Below are 13,988 nucleotides of genomic sequence, written 5' to 3'. Positions count from 1 at the left end.
GCTCCGGGCGTGGCGGAGCCCGGCACCCCGGGTACGACCGGGGTGCCGGGCTTTCGTCCGGGCCGGCGGCTCAGCCCGGCAGGACGCCGGTCAGCCCGCCGACCAGCGGGAGGTCCCGGACGCCGCCGCCCGCGCTCAGCGGGCCGGTCAGCCCACTGGTGCCGACCGGGGCCAGGCCCTGGTCCGGCTGGACGGTCGCGCCGTTGTTGAGCACGTCGGCCGAGGAGTTCGCCCACGGGTCCAGGCGCAGGTCCTTGACCGGCGCGAGCCCGTAGCCGAGCCCGGAGGTCGTCCCGTTCAGCGCCTGGCCGACGTCCGTCTTCGCCAGCTTGGCCGGGCCCGACTCAGGGGCCGGGCCGGTCGCGGGGGCGGCCTGCGCGGAGCCTGCGCCGAACAGCATCGCGGCGCCGACGGCGGCGACCAGACCGGCCCCGCTCTTCTTCGAAACCATGCGGAATCACCCTTCGGTGGATCGGGGTCCAGGACGGCCGCCGGCCGCCCGGGGATGCCGAACAGCCCCCCGGCCGGTTGGTCGGGGGGCAGTTCGGCCGGAACGCGTGCCGATCCGGGATCAGCAGTCGTCCGCGGGCTTCGGGTGCGCCTCCACGTTGGCGCAGCTGTTGCCGAAGGCCGGGTTCAGCAGGCCGACGGCGTTGATGGAGTTGCCGCACAGGTTGACCGGGATGTGCACCGGGACCTGGATCTGGTTGCCGGAGACGACACCGGGGGAGCCGGCGGCCACGCCCTCCGCGCCCGAGCTGGCGGCGGCGGAACCCGCCGCGCCCAGCACCAGGCCGGCGGCGGCGGCGGACAGGACGGCGGCCTTCTTCACGTTCTGCATGGGGGTTGATCTCCTCGATCACACACGGGTGGAGCGCGTCGCACCCCGGCGCTGCGGGGCGCGGCACGGGCTCGGTGAATCAGCGTCGCCGGGTCGGCGACCGCCGGTTCAGCCGGCGTTGAGGCAGCTGTTGCCGAGCGCCGGGTTCAGGATGCTGACGATGCCGATGGAGTTGCCGCACACGTTGACCGGGATGTGCACGGGGATCTGGATCTGGTTGCCGGAGAGCACGCCGGGGGAGCCGGCGGCCACGCCCTGGGCGCCGGAGCTGGCGAACGCGCCTCCGGCGGCACCGAGGACCAGGCCGGTGGCGGCCAGGGACAGGGCGGCGGCCTTCTTGACGTTGCGCATGTCTTTCCTCTGATTTCTGCCCGACGGATGGGAAATGTCGGGGGCCGGGCGAGCACGAATACTCACCCGATGGATTCTGGGATTGCCGTGATGGTCACTCCGGCGGCGTACACCGGCGTGTTTCGCCCATGGCTCGGGCGTCGACGCAGCCGCCGCGTTTCTCCAGCGCCCCGCCGACCTTTCCCGCACGGCCGGGAACGGTTCGGGCAAAGGCGCGACCAGGGAATTCCCGGTCAGGCGCTGAGGCAGTTGTTGCCGAACGCCGGGTTCAGGAGGCCCACCACGTCGACCGAGTTGCCGCACACGTTCAGCGGGATGTGCACGGGCACCTCCACCGAGTTGCCCGAGACCGCACCGGCCGAGCCGGCCGCGACACCCTCGGCGGACGCGCCGTGCAGGTGGTGGGCGGACGCGACGCCGGCACCGGCGGCGAGCAGAGCGGCGCCGGCCGCGGTGCCGACGACGCCGTGGGCGAGCTTGCGCATGAGCGGTACTCGATTCGTGTTGGAGGGGCCGGATGGTGTTCCGCCAGAGAGAACGAGGCGCCGCGCGAGGGGAAACGGTCCGGTCCGCTGATCACCCGAATGCCGGTCGCCGTCGCCGTTGGGCCAGACGGGTGGCAGTGTGCGTACCGTCGCAACCGGTCCGAGTGGGTCTCGTTCTAGATGTCGCACTCCCCGTGCATCTCTGTTGAACAGTCAGGAGGCTCGTATGAGCATCAAGAAGACCGCCGCCGTCGGCGCGGCCGTGGTGGGCATCGTGGCCGCCGGCGCCGGCACCGCGATGGCCAGCTCCGGCGCCGAGGGTGTCGCCGCGGGTTCCCCCGGTGTCATCTCGGGCAACCAGATCCAGGTTCCGGTTCACGTTCCGGTCAACCTGTGCGGCAACACCATCGACGCCGTCGGTCTGCTGAACCCGGCGTTCGGTAACCACTGCGCCAACCTGGGCTGAACCAGCTCCCGGTTCGGCCGGTGAGAGCCGCCGTTCCGCGCTTCCCTCCTGGGGCGCGGGGCGGCGGCTCTCAGCATGTCCGGAGCTGTGCCGTGGCGTCAGTGTCCGGCGTTGCCACAAGCCTTGTTGCATTACTTGTCAGTACCTAGGATGTGAGACCTGCTCACCTTTCTTGCTCCGCGCCGCTCGGCGCCCCCGGCCGGGCGGCTCCCACCCCCCCCGCAAGGAGTCGCGTGTGATCAGGTCCCGAATACCAGCGGCCCGGCGCCCCCGGACGGTGGCGCGCCGTTCCCCGTACGCCGCGCTGCTCGCCACCGGCGTCCTCGTCGCCACCCTCGGCCTGGCCGGCGCCCCCGCCGCGCTGGCCGACCCCGCCCCGACGGCCGGCGCCACCCGCCCGGCCGCGATCGTCGCCCTCGGCGACAGCGCCATCTCCGGGGAGGGGGCCGGCACCGACACCGGTGACGGCTACTTCCCGGAGACCGACAGCCCCACCAACTACTGCCACCGGCACCCGAAGTCGGAGATCTTCGTCACTGACATCCCCGGGGTCACCCCGATCGACCTCGCCTGTTCCGGCGCCCAGACCGGCGACCTGGTCAGCGACCCGGAGCTCGCCAAGATCACCGGCTCCGGCAGCGGCGACTTCGGTGAGCCCAAGCAGGACGTCAAACTCGCCGACACGGCGGGCAAGTACGACGTGAAGATGGTCGTCGTCACGATCGGCGCCAACGACGACTTCGACTTCAGCGGGATCATGATGAACTGCCTCGCGCAGTACTTCCCGATCCCCAAGAGCCAGGGCTGCCGCGACACCATCGGCAGCGACGAGATCGTCCAGCGCGCCAAGCGGGTCCAGCCGAAGGTGGTCGCGGCGCTCCAGAACATCCGGCAGACCATGCGGAAGGCGGGCTACGCCGACTCCTCGTACCAGCTGGTCTACCAGTCGTACTTCAATCCGATCACCCCGGACATCCGGCGCAACGACTACCTCGGCAAGATCACCGACGGCTGTCCGGCCTTCCCCGAGGATCTCGCCTGGGGCCACAACTGGGTGGTGCCGACGTTCAGTGACGCGCTGCGCGGGGCCGCCGAGCAGGTGCCCGGCGTGCGCTACCTCGACCAGCGGCGGGTCGCCTTCGGGCACGAGGTCTGCGCGGAGTGGACCAGCTCCCCGTACGAGTACACCAACGGGGACGTCATCAACCTCTCCGAGTGGGCACGCAACGGCTGCGACTCGCAGATCGGCATCCCCGGCCTGTGCATGAACATGATCCGCCAGTCGTACCACCTGCGGGTGGCCGGCTACCGCGGCGAGGGCGTCTGCCTCGGCCAGTTCTTCGCCAAGCCCGAACTGGCGCAGGCCTACTGCACGCTCAATCAGCAGAACACCACCGCCATCCAGCCCCTCACCCCCGGGCAGCCGTTCGGGGACGTCCCCGAGGACGGCTCCTGGTACCAGCTCACCAACGCGGCGTCCGGCACCGTGCTCGACCTCACCGGCGGCGGCACCTACGGCGACTCCACCGACGGCCGGGCCGCCATCACCTATCCGGCCACCGGCGGGCTCAACCAGTCCTTCGTCCTGGAGGCCAAGGACGGCGGCAGCTACGAGCTCGACTTCAGCGGCAACCGGGGCATGTGCCTGGACGCCAACGCCGCCTCCACCGCCACCGGCACCCGGATCCAGCAGTGGCGCTGCAACGGCGGCGGCAACCAGCACTGGGTCCTCAAGCCGGCCGGTGGCGGCCGCTACAAGATCGCCGACTCCCAGGACCCGACCAAGGTGATCGCCCCCGGCACCACCCTCGACGCCAAGGGCAACCCCTACGCCGAACTCGCCACCGACACCGGCGCCCCCGCCCAGCTCTGGCAGCTCACCAAACTCGGCATCGTCTACCTCCACAGCTGACCCGCCTCACCCCGTCGCCGCCCCCACCCGGGCGGCGACACCCCCACCCACCGGGTACGGCGGCGCCACGGGGTTTCGGGGATGGGCGGCCGTTCGCGGGGCTGGTGGGGGTGTGCCGTAGGCTCACCTGAAAAATCGCTGCGCCGTAGCCGCGCGGACCACCAGCGGGGCGGGGAGTACCCAGAGCAGATGAGCACGGCATCGAGCACCGAGTCGTCCAGCACCGATCCCGGTCTGCCCGCCGCGCCGGAGGCGGAGCGGCCCGAGCAGGCGGAGGGCCGGGCGCCCGGGCGGTTCGGCGCCCTGGTGAACCGCTTCGCGCCCGCGCTCGGCGCGTACGCGGTGGTCAAGGCCACCGGCCTGACGGTCTTCATGATGCTGCTGTCGCACACCGGGGACTACCTGAAGAAGCAGCCGGGCCGCGGCGGCGGCGCCCAGCCGTGGGACGTCCTGGGCACCTGGGACGGCGTCTGGTACCAGCGGATCGCCGAGAACGGGTACGACCCGCAGCTGATCCCGCTGCACGGCTGGCCGCTGGCCACCTACTACGAGAACTCGGCCGCCTTCTTCCCGCTCTACCCGTGGCTGATGCGGCTGGTCGGCGCGGTCACCGGGCTCGGCCCGTACGGCTCCGGGATCGTGGTCTCGGTGGTCGCCTCGCTCGTCGCGGCGGCGGGGATCTTCGCGGTCGCCGAGCGGCTCGGCGGCTTCCGGGCGGGCGTGATCGCCGCGGTGATCTGGGGCCTGTTCCCGGGTTCGGGCGTGGAGTGGGCGGTCTACTCGGACTCGCTGTTCGTCGCGCTGTCCGCCTGGGCCTGCTACTGCGTGATGACCCGCCGCTGGCTGGCGGCCGGCCTGCTGGCGCTGGTGGCCGGCCTCAACCGGCCGACCGCCGCCGTGCTGATCGCCGCCGTCTCGATCGCCGCGCTGGTGGCGCTGATCCGGCGCACCGACGGGGTGGCCAGGCCGCTGACCGCGATGCTGATCACCCCGTGGGGCCTGATCGGGTACGTCGCCTGGGTCGGCTACCGGATGGGCGACTGGGGCGGCTACTTCAAGCTGCAGCGGGGTGCCTGGAACCGGTACTTCGACGGCGGTGCCTCCACGGTCCGGACGGTCATGGACGTGATCACCGGGCACTGGGACTTCTGGCAGTCCAACCCCGTCCCGGACCTGATCGCGATCGCCCTGCTGATCGCCCTGCCCGGCCTGCTGGTGCTGCTGTGGCGCGCCCGGCCGCCGCTGGTGCTGGTGGTCTACACGGCGCTCACCATCGCCACCGCGCTGAGCAGCAACCAGATCTTCGGCAACATCTCGCGCTACCTGCTGCCGGCCTTCCCCCTGTTCATCGGCCTGGCGGTGGCGCTGCGCCGGGTGCGGACGTCCTCGCTGGTCGGGTTGTTCGCGATGCCGGTGCTGGCGGCGGGTTGGTACGCCGGGTATGCGCTGTTCGAGTTGGGCATCCCGTAGACCCGGCGTTGGTTGGCAACGGGATCATCCGACAGTGGACGGCCGTTGCTAACCTCGGACGTATGACGACGACCCCGCCCCTGCGCCAGATCAGCGACCTCTCCGGCCTGCTGGACCACGCGAGCCACGTCCTGGCGACCCGGATGGCGGCCGCCTTCGCCGAGCTCGGGATCACCCCCCGCGCGTACTGCGTGCTGTTCCACGCGCAGGAGGCCGAGCGCACCCAGATCCAGCTGGCCGAGCTGTCGGACCTGGACAAGACCACCATGGTGGTCACCGTGGACGAGCTGGAGAAGGCGGGCCTGGCCGAGCGCCGCCCGTCCGCGACCGACCGCCGGGCCCGGATCATCTCCGTCACCGAGGCCGGTGTGCGCGCCGTCGAGCAGGGCACCGCGATCGCCGACCGGGTGCACCGGGAGGTGCTGGAGTCGCTGCCGGGGTCGGAGCGGGAGGCGTTCGTGTCGGCGCTGACGCGCCTGGTGGACGGGCATCTGGCGGAGCCGGTGGAGAGTGAACGGACGGTGCGGCGGGCGCGTCGCGCCCGGGGCTGAGCCACGCCCGGAAGTTGCTCCTGAGATAGATAGTCCCGAACAAAACAATCTGATAGCGTCTCACCCGGTACTCGACGAACCGGGAGACCCGCCATGACCACGCACGCCCCGACCGCGCCCGCTCCGGCGCCCTCGGCCCCCGCCCGCTCCCGCACGCTCGCCCTGGTGGTGCTCTGCGCGGGAATGCTGATGATCGTCCTGGACGGCTCGATCGTCACCGTCGCCCTGCCGGCCATCCAGCAGGACCTCGGCTTCTCGCCCGCCGGCCTGACCTGGACCGTCAACGCCTACCTGATCGCCTTCGGCGGCCTGCTCCTGCTCGCCGGACGGCTCGGCGACCTGATCGGCCGCAAGAGGATCTTCGTCACCGGCCTCACCGTCTTCACCGCCGCCTCGCTGCTGTGCGCGGTCGCCCCCGGCCCCGGCCCGCTCATCGCCGCCCGCTTCCTCCAGGGCGTCGGCGGCGCGCTGGCCTCCTCGGTCAGCCTCGGCATGATCGTCACGCTCTTCCCGGAACCGCGCGAACGCGGCCGCGCGATCGGCGCGTTCAGCTTCGTCGGCGCGGCCGGCGCCTCGATCGGCCAGGTGCTCGGCGGCGTGCTCACCGAGGCCCTCGACTGGCACTGGATCTTCCTGATCAACCTGCCGCTCGGTCTCGTCGCCACCCTGCTCGCCGTCCGGGTGCTGGACGCCGAACGCGGCCCCGGCCTGCGGGCCGGCGCCGACGCGGCCGGCGCCGCGCTGATCACCGCCGCCCTGATGCTCGGCGTCTACGCCATCGTCGGCACCGGCGAGCACGGCTGGGCCTCCGCCCGCACGCTCGGCCTCGGCGTGCTGGCCCTCGGCCTGCTGGCCGCGTTCCTGTTCCACGAGTCGCGGGCCGCGCACCCGCTGCTGCCGCTGCGGATGTTCCGCTCCCGCAACGTCTCCGGCGCCAACCTGGTCCAGATCCTGACCATCTCCGGGATGTTCGCGTTCCAGATCCTGGTCGCCCTGTACGCGCAGAACGTGCTCGGCTACGGCGCCGCCGCTACCGGCCTCGCGATGCTGCCGGCCGCGGTCGCCATCGGCGCGGTGTCGCTGCTGCTCTCCGCCCGGCTGAGCGCCCGCTTCGGCGAGCGCGCCGTGCTGCTCGCCGGCCTCGCCCTGCTGGTCGCGGCACTCGGTCTGCTGGTCCGGCTGCCGACCGACGCCGACTACGCCGTCCACCTGCTGCCGACCATGCTGCTCATCGGGGGCGGCGGGCTGGTGCTGTCCACGCTCGCGGTGCTGGGCATGTCGGGCGCCGGACCGGCGGACGCGGGCGCCGCCTCGGGGCTGTTCAACACCAGCCAGCAGATCGGCGGCGCACTCGGCGTCGCCGTCCTCACCACCCTCGCCAACGGCCGCACCGCCGTCCTGGCCGCCGCCGGACACTCCACCGCGGACGCCCTGACCGGCGGCTTCCGGCTCGCCTTCGCGACCGCCGCCGGCCTGCTCACCGCGGCGCTGCTGCTGGCGGCGGCGGTCCTGCAGCCGGCGGCCCAGCGCGGGTGACGCCGCGTCAAGTCTCCTTGCCCCGGCCAACGTTCAGCGGTCGGGGTGAAGGGCGTGCGGCTCGGGGCTCGAAGCCCGGAACTCAGGGCCAGACCAGGCAGTACAGCTGGTGCCCGGCGTCGTGCAGCCGGTTGGCGAAGTCCTGCCACTCGTGCAGCATGCTGTAGATCACGAAGGCGTCGCGCGGTCCGCGCCGGTCGGGGACGGTGGACCAGATGAAGGCCGCGGCGCCGAGCTCGGTCTCGTCGGCCTTGCGGAGCGGCTCGACGACGTTCTGCGGGAGCTGGACGACGGCGTAGTCGGGGTGCAGCACGACGAGTTCCAGCGGCGGCACCTGGTGCAGCGGGACGCCCTGGATGCCGGTGAGGACCATGGCGCTCATGGTCTCCGGCTTGATCTTGGTGGAGAGGTGGCCGTTGGGGGAGCCGCTGGTCTCCATCAGGTCGCCCAGCCGCCCGAGCGAGCCGAGTTCGCCGGCGTCCAGGCCGAGCCCGCCGGGGCCGAGGGCGGTGGGGACTCTGGCGGCGGTGGCGCGGTCGGGTGCGCCGAAGTACTTGTACGTCACCCCCACGCGTCCCTCACCCCGCCTCTCGCCGCCGCGGCGGCCACGACCCGTACCCGCTCCCGTACCCCCGCGTCCGGCTTCGGTGGGCCTGCGGGAGCCCCCCGCGGCCTCGTCGTAGCCGTCCTGCGCCTCGGACACTCGGACCATCCTCACCGGAATTCGCCGGAATCGACAGACCCCCGCACGTCCGGCATCCCGCCGGACGTGCTCCTTACCCGTCATGCGCCGCCGTACCCACCCGCGGTACGCGGCAGTCCTCTCCACACCCCTGCACACAACCGGAGCACCTGCGCACTCTGAGTACACAGTCTGACTGGTCCGTGCTCCGGAGCAGTCAGCGGCCCCTTCCCTATGGACAACCGTACAGACAACGGTGCCCGGATCATCGTTCCAGATGATCGGGTCCGACATGCAGAGCTCAAGGACACGATTTGAGACCATGTCTCCCGTGAGCTACCCCTACGAAGCCCCCAAGTCCCAGTCGCTGTTCGACCGCGCCTCCGTCGTGACGCCCGGCGGCGTCAACTCCCCGGTGCGCGCCTTCCGCGCGGTCGGCGGCACGCCGCGCTTCATGGTGTCCGGCACCGGCCCCTACCTCACCGACGCCGACGGCCGCGAGTACGTCGACCTGGTGTGCTCGTGGGGTCCGATGATCCTCGGCCACGCGCACCCCGCGGTGATCGACGCCGTCCAGCAGGCGGTCACCCGCGGTACCTCCTTCGGCACGCCCGGCCAGGGCGAGGTCGAGCTGGCCGAGGAGATCGTCGGCCGGGTCGCCCCGGTCGAGCAGGTCCGCCTGGTCTCCTCCGGCACCGAGGCCACCATGTCCGCGATCCGGCTGGCCCGCGGCTTCACCGGCCGCGCGAAGGTGGTGAAGTTCGCCGGCTGCTACCACGGTCACGTGGACGCCCTGCTGGCCGCCGCCGGTTCCGGCGTGGCCACCTTCGGCCTGCCGGACACCCCGGGCGTCACCGGCGCCCAGGCCGGCGACACCATCGTGCTGCCGTACAACGACCTGGCCGCCGTCGAGCGGGCCTTCGCCGCCCACCCGGGCGAGATCGCGTGCGTGATCACCGAGGCCTCGCCCGGCAACATGGGCGTCGTCCCGCCGCTGCCCGGTTTCAACGCGGGCCTGGCCCGGCTCTGCCAGGCGAACGGCGCGCTGTTCATCTCGGACGAGGTGATGACCGGGTTCCGCGTCTCCAAGGCCGGCTGGTACGGCCTGGAGGCGGCGAACGAGGGCTGGGCGCCGGACCTGCTGACCTTCGGCAAGGTCATGGGCGGCGGCTTCCCGGCCGCGGCCTTCGGCGGGCGCGCCGACGTGATGGCCCACCTGGCCCCGGCCGGCCCGGTCTACCAGGCGGGCACCCTGTCCGGGAACCCGATCGCCACCGCGGCCGGCCTGGCCCAGCTGCGCGGCTGCACCGACGAGGTGTACGCGACCGTCGACAAGGTCGCCGCCGAGGTCTCCGGCCTGGTGTCGCAGGCACTCACCAAGGAGGGCGTGACGCACCGGCTGCAGACCGCCGGGAACATGTTCTCGGTGTTCTTCACCGAGGCCGCCGTCACCAACTACGACGAGGCCAAGACCCAGGAGGCGTACCGTTTCACCGCCTTCTTCCACGCGATGCTCGCCGAGGGCGTCTACCTGCCGCCGTCCGCCTACGAGTCCTGGTTCGTCTCGGCGAGCCACGACGAGCGGGCGATCGAGCGGATCGCCGCCGCCCTGCCGGCCGCCGCCCGCGCGGCCGCCGCGGCCACGGCCTAGTCCATCCCTGCGAGCCCCAGGAGTACTGAGAAGTGAGCGCCAAAGAGATCACCGTCGTCCATCTGATGCGGCACGGGGAGGTGCACAACCCGGAGGGCATCCTGTACGGGCGCCTGCCGGGCTACCGGCTGTCCGAGCTGGGCCGGGAGATGGCCGAGCGGGTCGCCGAGGACCTGGCCGGCCGGGACATCACCCACGTGGTGGCGTCCCCGCTGGAGCGGGCCCAGGAGACCGCCGGGCCGATCGCCAAGGCACTCGGCCTGGACGTCGCGGCGGACGAGCGGCTGATCGAGGCGGACAACATCTTCCAGGGCAAGACCTTCGGCGTCGGCGACGGCTCGCTGAAGAACCCGGGCTACTGGAAGTACCTCACCAACCCGTTCAAGCCCTCCTGGGGCGAGCCGTACCTCGACCAGGTGGTGCGGATGATGGGCGCGCTCGGCGCCGCCCGGGACGCCGCGCGCGGGCACGAGGCGGTCTGCGTCAGCCACCAGCTGCCGATCTGGGTCGTCCGCTCCTTCGTCGAGCGCCGCCGGCTCTGGCACGACCCGCGCCGCCGGCAGTGCTCGCTGGCCTCGCTGACCAGTTTCACCTTCGAGGGCGACAAGATCGTCTCGGTCGGCTACCGCGAACCGGCCCGCGACCTGCTGCCCGCACACCTGATCGGCAAGGGCGGCAAGGACAAGCCGGTGGGCAAGAGCTTCGGCGCCTGAGGCAGGCTCGCACGCCCGCGCGCACGTAGCGTAAGCGGTGCGTAAGTATGGGGTCAGGCCGCCCGGCGCACGCCGGGTGGTCTGGTCCAGCCGCAGGTCAGGGGTGGTGCGACGCGCTAGAGCGGACCCCCCCGAACCCGCCCGGACCTCCATGCGAAACTTTTCACATGTCTGCCATGACGCGCCCCCGTCCCCGTGTCGCAGCAGCCGCAGCCGCCACCGCCGCTGCCGCTGCGCTCGCCCTCACCGGCTGCTCCTCCTCGGGCTCGTCGAGCAGCGGTGAGAGCCAGGTCGGCTTCGTCACCGTCAAGGGGACCAACCTGTCGAAGGCGGACACCGGCAAGCGCGGGAACGCGCCGGACATCTCGGGGGAGACCCTGGAGGGCGGCCAGGCCAAGCTCTCGGACTACCGCGGCAAGGTCGTGGTGCTGAACGTCTGGGGCTCCTGGTGCGGGCCGTGCCGGGCCGAGGCGAAGAGCCTCCAGGCCGTCTCGGAGAAGTACCAGGACCAGGGCGTCCAGTTCCTCGGCATCAACACCCGGGACGCCGACAAGACCAACGCCGTCCGCTTCGAGCAGGAGCAGGGCGTCACCTTCCCGAGCGTCTTCGACCCGGCCGGCACCCAGCTGCTCAAGTTCCCCAAGGGCAGCCTCAACCCGCAGTCCATCCCGACCACCCTGATCGTCGACCGCGACGGCAAGCTGGCCGCCCGCGCCGTCGGCGGCACGACCGAGGACGCGCTGGAGTCGATCCTCCAGCCCGTGGTCGCGGAGCAGAAGCAGTGAGTGCCGCACTCCAACTCGCCGACACCACCTCGACCATGCAGAGCGGGGCCCTGCTGGTCGCGGCCCCGGTCGCGCTGGCGGCCGGGCTGGTGTCGTTCTTCTCACCGTGCGTGCTGCCGCTGGTGCCCGGCTACCTGTCGTACGTGACCGGCTTCTCCGCCGCCGACCTCGCGGACGCCCGCGGTTCGAAGCGCGGCCGGATGCTGCTCGGGGTGGTGCTGTTCATCCTCGGCTTCACCGCGGTCTTCGTCTCCACCGGCGCCCTGTTCGGCTACTTCGGCCAGGAGCTGCAGGACTACAAGCGGACCATCAGCATCGTGCTGGGCTCGCTCACCATCGTGATGGGCCTGGCCTTCATGGGCCTGGTGCCCGGGCTGAGCATGCGCGAGGTCCGCTCGCACCGCCGCCCGGCGGTGGGCCTGCTGGGCGCGCCGGTGCTCGGCGTCGTCTTCGGCGTCGGCTGGACCCCCTGCATGGGCCCGACCCTGACCGCCGTGCAGAACCTGGCGCTCAACCAGGCCGACGCCCAGCGCGGCGCGCTGTTGACGACCTTCTACTGCCTCGGCCTGGGCGTACCGTTCATCCTGGCTGCGGTCGCCTTCCGCCGGGCGCTGGGTGCCTTCGGGTGGGTCAAGCGGCACTACCCGCTCGTCATGCGGATCGGCGGCGGCATGCTCGTCGTGGTCGGTCTGCTGCTCGTCACCGGGGCCTGGGACTCGATGATGAGCGAACTGCAGTCCTGGACCACCGACTTCCGGATCGGAATCTGACCGTGAGCAACACCACGACCGAGGCCGAGCTGCCCCTGGCGCCGGACGACGCGGCCGCCGAGCGGCTCAGCACCGCACCGGTCGAGTCCGAGGGCCCGACCGGCATAGGGATGTTCGGTTGGGCGCGCTGGATGTGGCGCCAGCTGACCTCGATGCGGGTCGCGCTGATCCTGCTCTTCCTGCTGTCGCTGGCCGCCATCCCGGGCTCGCTGATCCCGCAGTACCAGAACGGCCAGGGCCAGCTCAAGGTCGAGGCCTGGAAGGCGCAGCACACCACGGTCGCGCCGATCTACGAGAAGCTCCAGCTGTTCGACGTCTACAGCTCGGTCTGGTTCTCCGCGATCTACATCCTGCTGTTCGTCTCGCTGGCCGGCTGCATCGTCCCGCGCACCTGGCAGTTCGTCGGCGTGCTGCGGGCCCAGCCGCCGGCCGCGCCGCGCAACCTGACCCGGATGCCGGTCTACGCGGCCTGGCGCACCGAGGCGGACGCCGACGCGGTGAACGCCGCCGCCCACCGGCTGCTGCGCAAGCGCCGGTTCCGCGCCAACCTGTCCGGCGGCGCGGTGGCCGCCGAGAAGGGCTACCTGCGCGAGGTCGGCAACCTGCTCTTCCACATGTCGCTGTTCGCGCTGCTCGGCGGCTTCGCCTGGGCCAGCCTGGCGTCCGGCACCGGCGGCAAGCTGATGGTCGAGGGCGAGGGCTACTCCAACACCATCACCCAGCTCGATGACTTCAACGGCACGCGCTTCTACGGCAGCGACGACCTCGACCCCTTCTTCCTGAAGCTGGACGGCTTCACCGCCAAGTTCCAGGACAAGGGCGACCAGATCGGCGCCGCCCGGCAGTTCACCGCGAACGTCGAGTACGCGAAGGGCGAGGACACGTCGCGGCTGACGAAGGGCACGATCGAGGTCAACCACCCGCTGGAGATCGGCGGCAGCAAGGTCTTCCTGATCGGCCACGGCTACGCCCCGGTCATCACCGTCACCAACGCCAAGGGCGAGGTCGTCTACCACGGCGCCACGCCGTTCCTGCCGCAGGACAGCAACCTGACCTCCACCGGCGTGGTCAAGGTCTCCGACTACGGCGACAAGGACGGCGCGAAGACCCAGATGGGCTTCTCCGGCTTCTTCCTGCCGACCGCGCCGCTGAGCTTCGAGGGCACCGGCCCGGTCTCGCTCTTCCCCGGCGACGCCGCCCCCGAGCTGGTGCTGAACGCCTTCGCGGGCGACCTGGGCACCGACTCCGGCCTGCCGCAGAACATCTACCAGCTCAACACCCGCAAGCTGACCCAGCTGACCCAGGACGGCCAGCCCGCCAAGGCCCGGCTCAAGCCCGGCCAGGCCTGGGCGCTGCCGGACGGCTACGGCTCCGTCACCTTCGACGGCTACAAGCAGTGGGCCAGCTTCAACGTCTCGCACCGCCCGGGCAACTCGATCGCCCTGGCCGGTGCGGTGCTGGCGATCCTCGGCCTGATCGGCTCGCTGTTCGTCCAGCGCCGCCGGATCTGGGTGCGCGCCGTGGCCCTGCCGGGCGGCGGCACCCAGGTGGAGCTGGCCGGACTGGCCCGCAGCGAGTCGGCGAAGATCGCCGAGGAGCTGGCCGAACTCGCGGTGGACCTCCAGGACGACGCCCCGGCGTCGGAGGACGAGGACGACGCCGAGGACCCCGCGGCCGACGGCCCCGCAGCCGACGACCCCGCACCCGAGGCCGCTGCGGCTTCGGACACCCCCGCAGAACCCGCAGTCCCTGCCGACCAGAACTCCAAGGAGTAG

15 protein-coding genes are annotated in these 13,988 nt (G+C 71.8%); 10 read left to right on the top strand and 5 right to left on the bottom strand.

What is annotated here, in order from left to right; genetic code table 11:
• Positions 1-70: 70 nt before the first annotated feature.
• The 4 genes from P3T27_RS07225 to P3T27_RS07210 form a co-directional block, all read right to left on the bottom strand.
• The gene (locus P3T27_RS07225) at positions 71-451 is read right to left on the bottom strand and encodes a hypothetical protein (RefSeq protein WP_280675434.1); all 381 of its coding nucleotides are present in this window, start codon (positions 449-451) and stop codon (positions 71-73) included.
• 120 nt (positions 452-571) lie between these two features.
• Complete coding sequence (locus P3T27_RS07220; protein ID WP_280675432.1) at positions 572-841, bottom strand: chaplin; 270 nt, start codon at positions 839-841, stop codon at positions 572-574.
• Between the two features lie 108 nt (positions 842-949).
• Positions 950-1,192 carry a chaplin gene (locus P3T27_RS07215; protein ID WP_280675430.1) on the bottom strand — a complete coding sequence of 81 codons (243 nt, stop codon included), beginning with the start codon at positions 1,190-1,192 and terminating at the stop codon, positions 950-952.
• Positions 1,193-1,425: 233 nt separating this feature from the next.
• Entirely contained in the window at positions 1,426-1,677 is a 252-nt protein-coding gene (locus P3T27_RS07210; RefSeq protein ID WP_280675428.1) for a chaplin, read from the bottom strand.
• Between the two features lie 226 nt (positions 1,678-1,903).
• Here P3T27_RS07210 and P3T27_RS07205 point away from each other — a divergent pair, with 226 nt between their 5' ends.
• The 5 genes from P3T27_RS07205 (at position 1,904) to P3T27_RS07185 (ending at position 7,612) form a co-directional block, all read left to right on the top strand.
• Positions 1,904-2,143 (top strand): chaplin, encoded by a 240-nt coding sequence (locus P3T27_RS07205; protein ID WP_280675425.1) that lies wholly within the window; start codon positions 1,904-1,906, stop codon positions 2,141-2,143.
• A gap of 235 nt (positions 2,144-2,378) precedes the next feature.
• Entirely contained in the window at positions 2,379-4,055 is a 1,677-nt protein-coding gene (locus P3T27_RS07200) for an RICIN domain-containing protein (RefSeq protein ID WP_280675424.1), read from the top strand.
• 189 nt (positions 4,056-4,244) lie between these two features.
• Positions 4,245-5,525, top strand: coding sequence for a glycosyltransferase family 39 protein (locus P3T27_RS07195; RefSeq protein ID WP_280675422.1), 1,281 nt, complete (start codon positions 4,245-4,247; stop codon positions 5,523-5,525).
• Between the two features lie 62 nt (positions 5,526-5,587).
• Positions 5,588-6,076, top strand: a complete 489-nt coding sequence (locus P3T27_RS07190) for a MarR family transcriptional regulator (RefSeq protein ID WP_280675420.1) — start codon at positions 5,588-5,590, stop codon at positions 6,074-6,076.
• Positions 6,077-6,169: 93 nt separating this feature from the next.
• Positions 6,170-7,612 carry an MFS transporter gene (locus P3T27_RS07185; RefSeq protein ID WP_280675418.1) on the top strand — a complete coding sequence of 481 codons (1,443 nt, stop codon included), beginning with the start codon at positions 6,170-6,172 and terminating at the stop codon, positions 7,610-7,612.
• 82 nt (positions 7,613-7,694) lie between these two features.
• Here the strand turns inward: P3T27_RS07185 and P3T27_RS07180 are convergent, their stop codons facing one another.
• Positions 7,695-8,183 (bottom strand): hypothetical protein, encoded by a 489-nt coding sequence (locus P3T27_RS07180; protein WP_218198242.1) that lies wholly within the window; start codon positions 8,181-8,183, stop codon positions 7,695-7,697.
• Between the two features lie 433 nt (positions 8,184-8,616).
• Here P3T27_RS07180 and hemL point away from each other — a divergent pair, with 433 nt between their 5' ends.
• The 5 genes from hemL to P3T27_RS07155 all read left to right on the top strand — a co-directional run bounded on the left by hemL (position 8,617) and on the right by P3T27_RS07155 (position 13,988).
• Positions 8,617-9,945 carry a glutamate-1-semialdehyde 2,1-aminomutase gene (gene hemL, locus P3T27_RS07175; protein WP_280675414.1) on the top strand — a complete coding sequence of 443 codons (1,329 nt, stop codon included), beginning with the start codon at positions 8,617-8,619 and terminating at the stop codon, positions 9,943-9,945.
• A gap of 32 nt (positions 9,946-9,977) precedes the next feature.
• Positions 9,978-10,658 (top strand): histidine phosphatase family protein, encoded by a 681-nt coding sequence (locus P3T27_RS07170; protein ID WP_280675412.1) that lies wholly within the window; start codon positions 9,978-9,980, stop codon positions 10,656-10,658.
• Positions 10,659-10,834: 176 nt separating this feature from the next.
• The gene (locus tag P3T27_RS07165; protein WP_280675410.1) at positions 10,835-11,443 is read left to right on the top strand and encodes a TlpA disulfide reductase family protein; all 609 of its coding nucleotides are present in this window, start codon (positions 10,835-10,837) and stop codon (positions 11,441-11,443) included.
• A 35-nt stretch (positions 11,444-11,478) separates the two neighbouring features.
• A complete protein-coding gene (locus P3T27_RS07160; protein WP_280675787.1) occupies positions 11,479-12,213 on the top strand; it encodes a cytochrome c biogenesis protein CcdA in 735 nt (244 codons plus the stop codon).
• A gap of 2 nt (positions 12,214-12,215) precedes the next feature.
• Positions 12,216-13,988, top strand: a complete 1,773-nt coding sequence (locus P3T27_RS07155) for a cytochrome c biogenesis protein ResB (RefSeq protein WP_280675408.1) — start codon at positions 12,216-12,218, stop codon at positions 13,986-13,988.

The organism is Kitasatospora sp. MAA19, assembly GCF_029894125.1.
GTDB lineage: Bacteria > Actinomycetota > Actinomycetes > Streptomycetales > Streptomycetaceae > Kitasatospora.
Note: the sequence above shows the minus strand (reverse complement) of the source record. Positions and strands in the feature narration are given on the sequence as shown.

Excerpts from the sequence above, each read along its gene's own strand:
- P3T27_RS07225 (WP_280675434.1), bottom strand. The coding sequence starts at position 451 with ATGGTTTCGAAGAAGAGCGGGGCCGGTCTGGTCGCCGCCGTCGGCGCC.
- P3T27_RS07220 (WP_280675432.1), bottom strand. The coding sequence starts at position 841 with ATGCAGAACGTGAAGAAGGCCGCCGTCCTGTCCGCCGCCGCCGCCGGC.
- P3T27_RS07215 (WP_280675430.1), bottom strand. The coding sequence starts at position 1,192 with ATGCGCAACGTCAAGAAGGCCGCCGCCCTGTCCCTGGCCGCCACCGGC.
- P3T27_RS07210 (WP_280675428.1), bottom strand. The coding sequence starts at position 1,677 with ATGCGCAAGCTCGCCCACGGCGTCGTCGGCACCGCGGCCGGCGCCGCT.
- P3T27_RS07205 (WP_280675425.1), top strand. The coding sequence starts at position 1,904 with ATGAGCATCAAGAAGACCGCCGCCGTCGGCGCGGCCGTGGTGGGCATC.
- P3T27_RS07195 (WP_280675422.1), top strand. The coding sequence starts at position 4,245 with ATGAGCACGGCATCGAGCACCGAGTCGTCCAGCACCGATCCCGGTCTG.
- P3T27_RS07190 (WP_280675420.1), top strand. The coding sequence starts at position 5,588 with ATGACGACGACCCCGCCCCTGCGCCAGATCAGCGACCTCTCCGGCCTG.
- P3T27_RS07185 (WP_280675418.1), top strand. The coding sequence starts at position 6,170 with ATGACCACGCACGCCCCGACCGCGCCCGCTCCGGCGCCCTCGGCCCCC.
- hemL (WP_280675414.1), top strand. The coding sequence starts at position 8,617 with ATGTCTCCCGTGAGCTACCCCTACGAAGCCCCCAAGTCCCAGTCGCTG.
- P3T27_RS07165 (WP_280675410.1), top strand. The coding sequence starts at position 10,835 with ATGACGCGCCCCCGTCCCCGTGTCGCAGCAGCCGCAGCCGCCACCGCC.
- P3T27_RS07160 (WP_280675787.1), top strand. The coding sequence starts at position 11,479 with ATGCAGAGCGGGGCCCTGCTGGTCGCGGCCCCGGTCGCGCTGGCGGCC.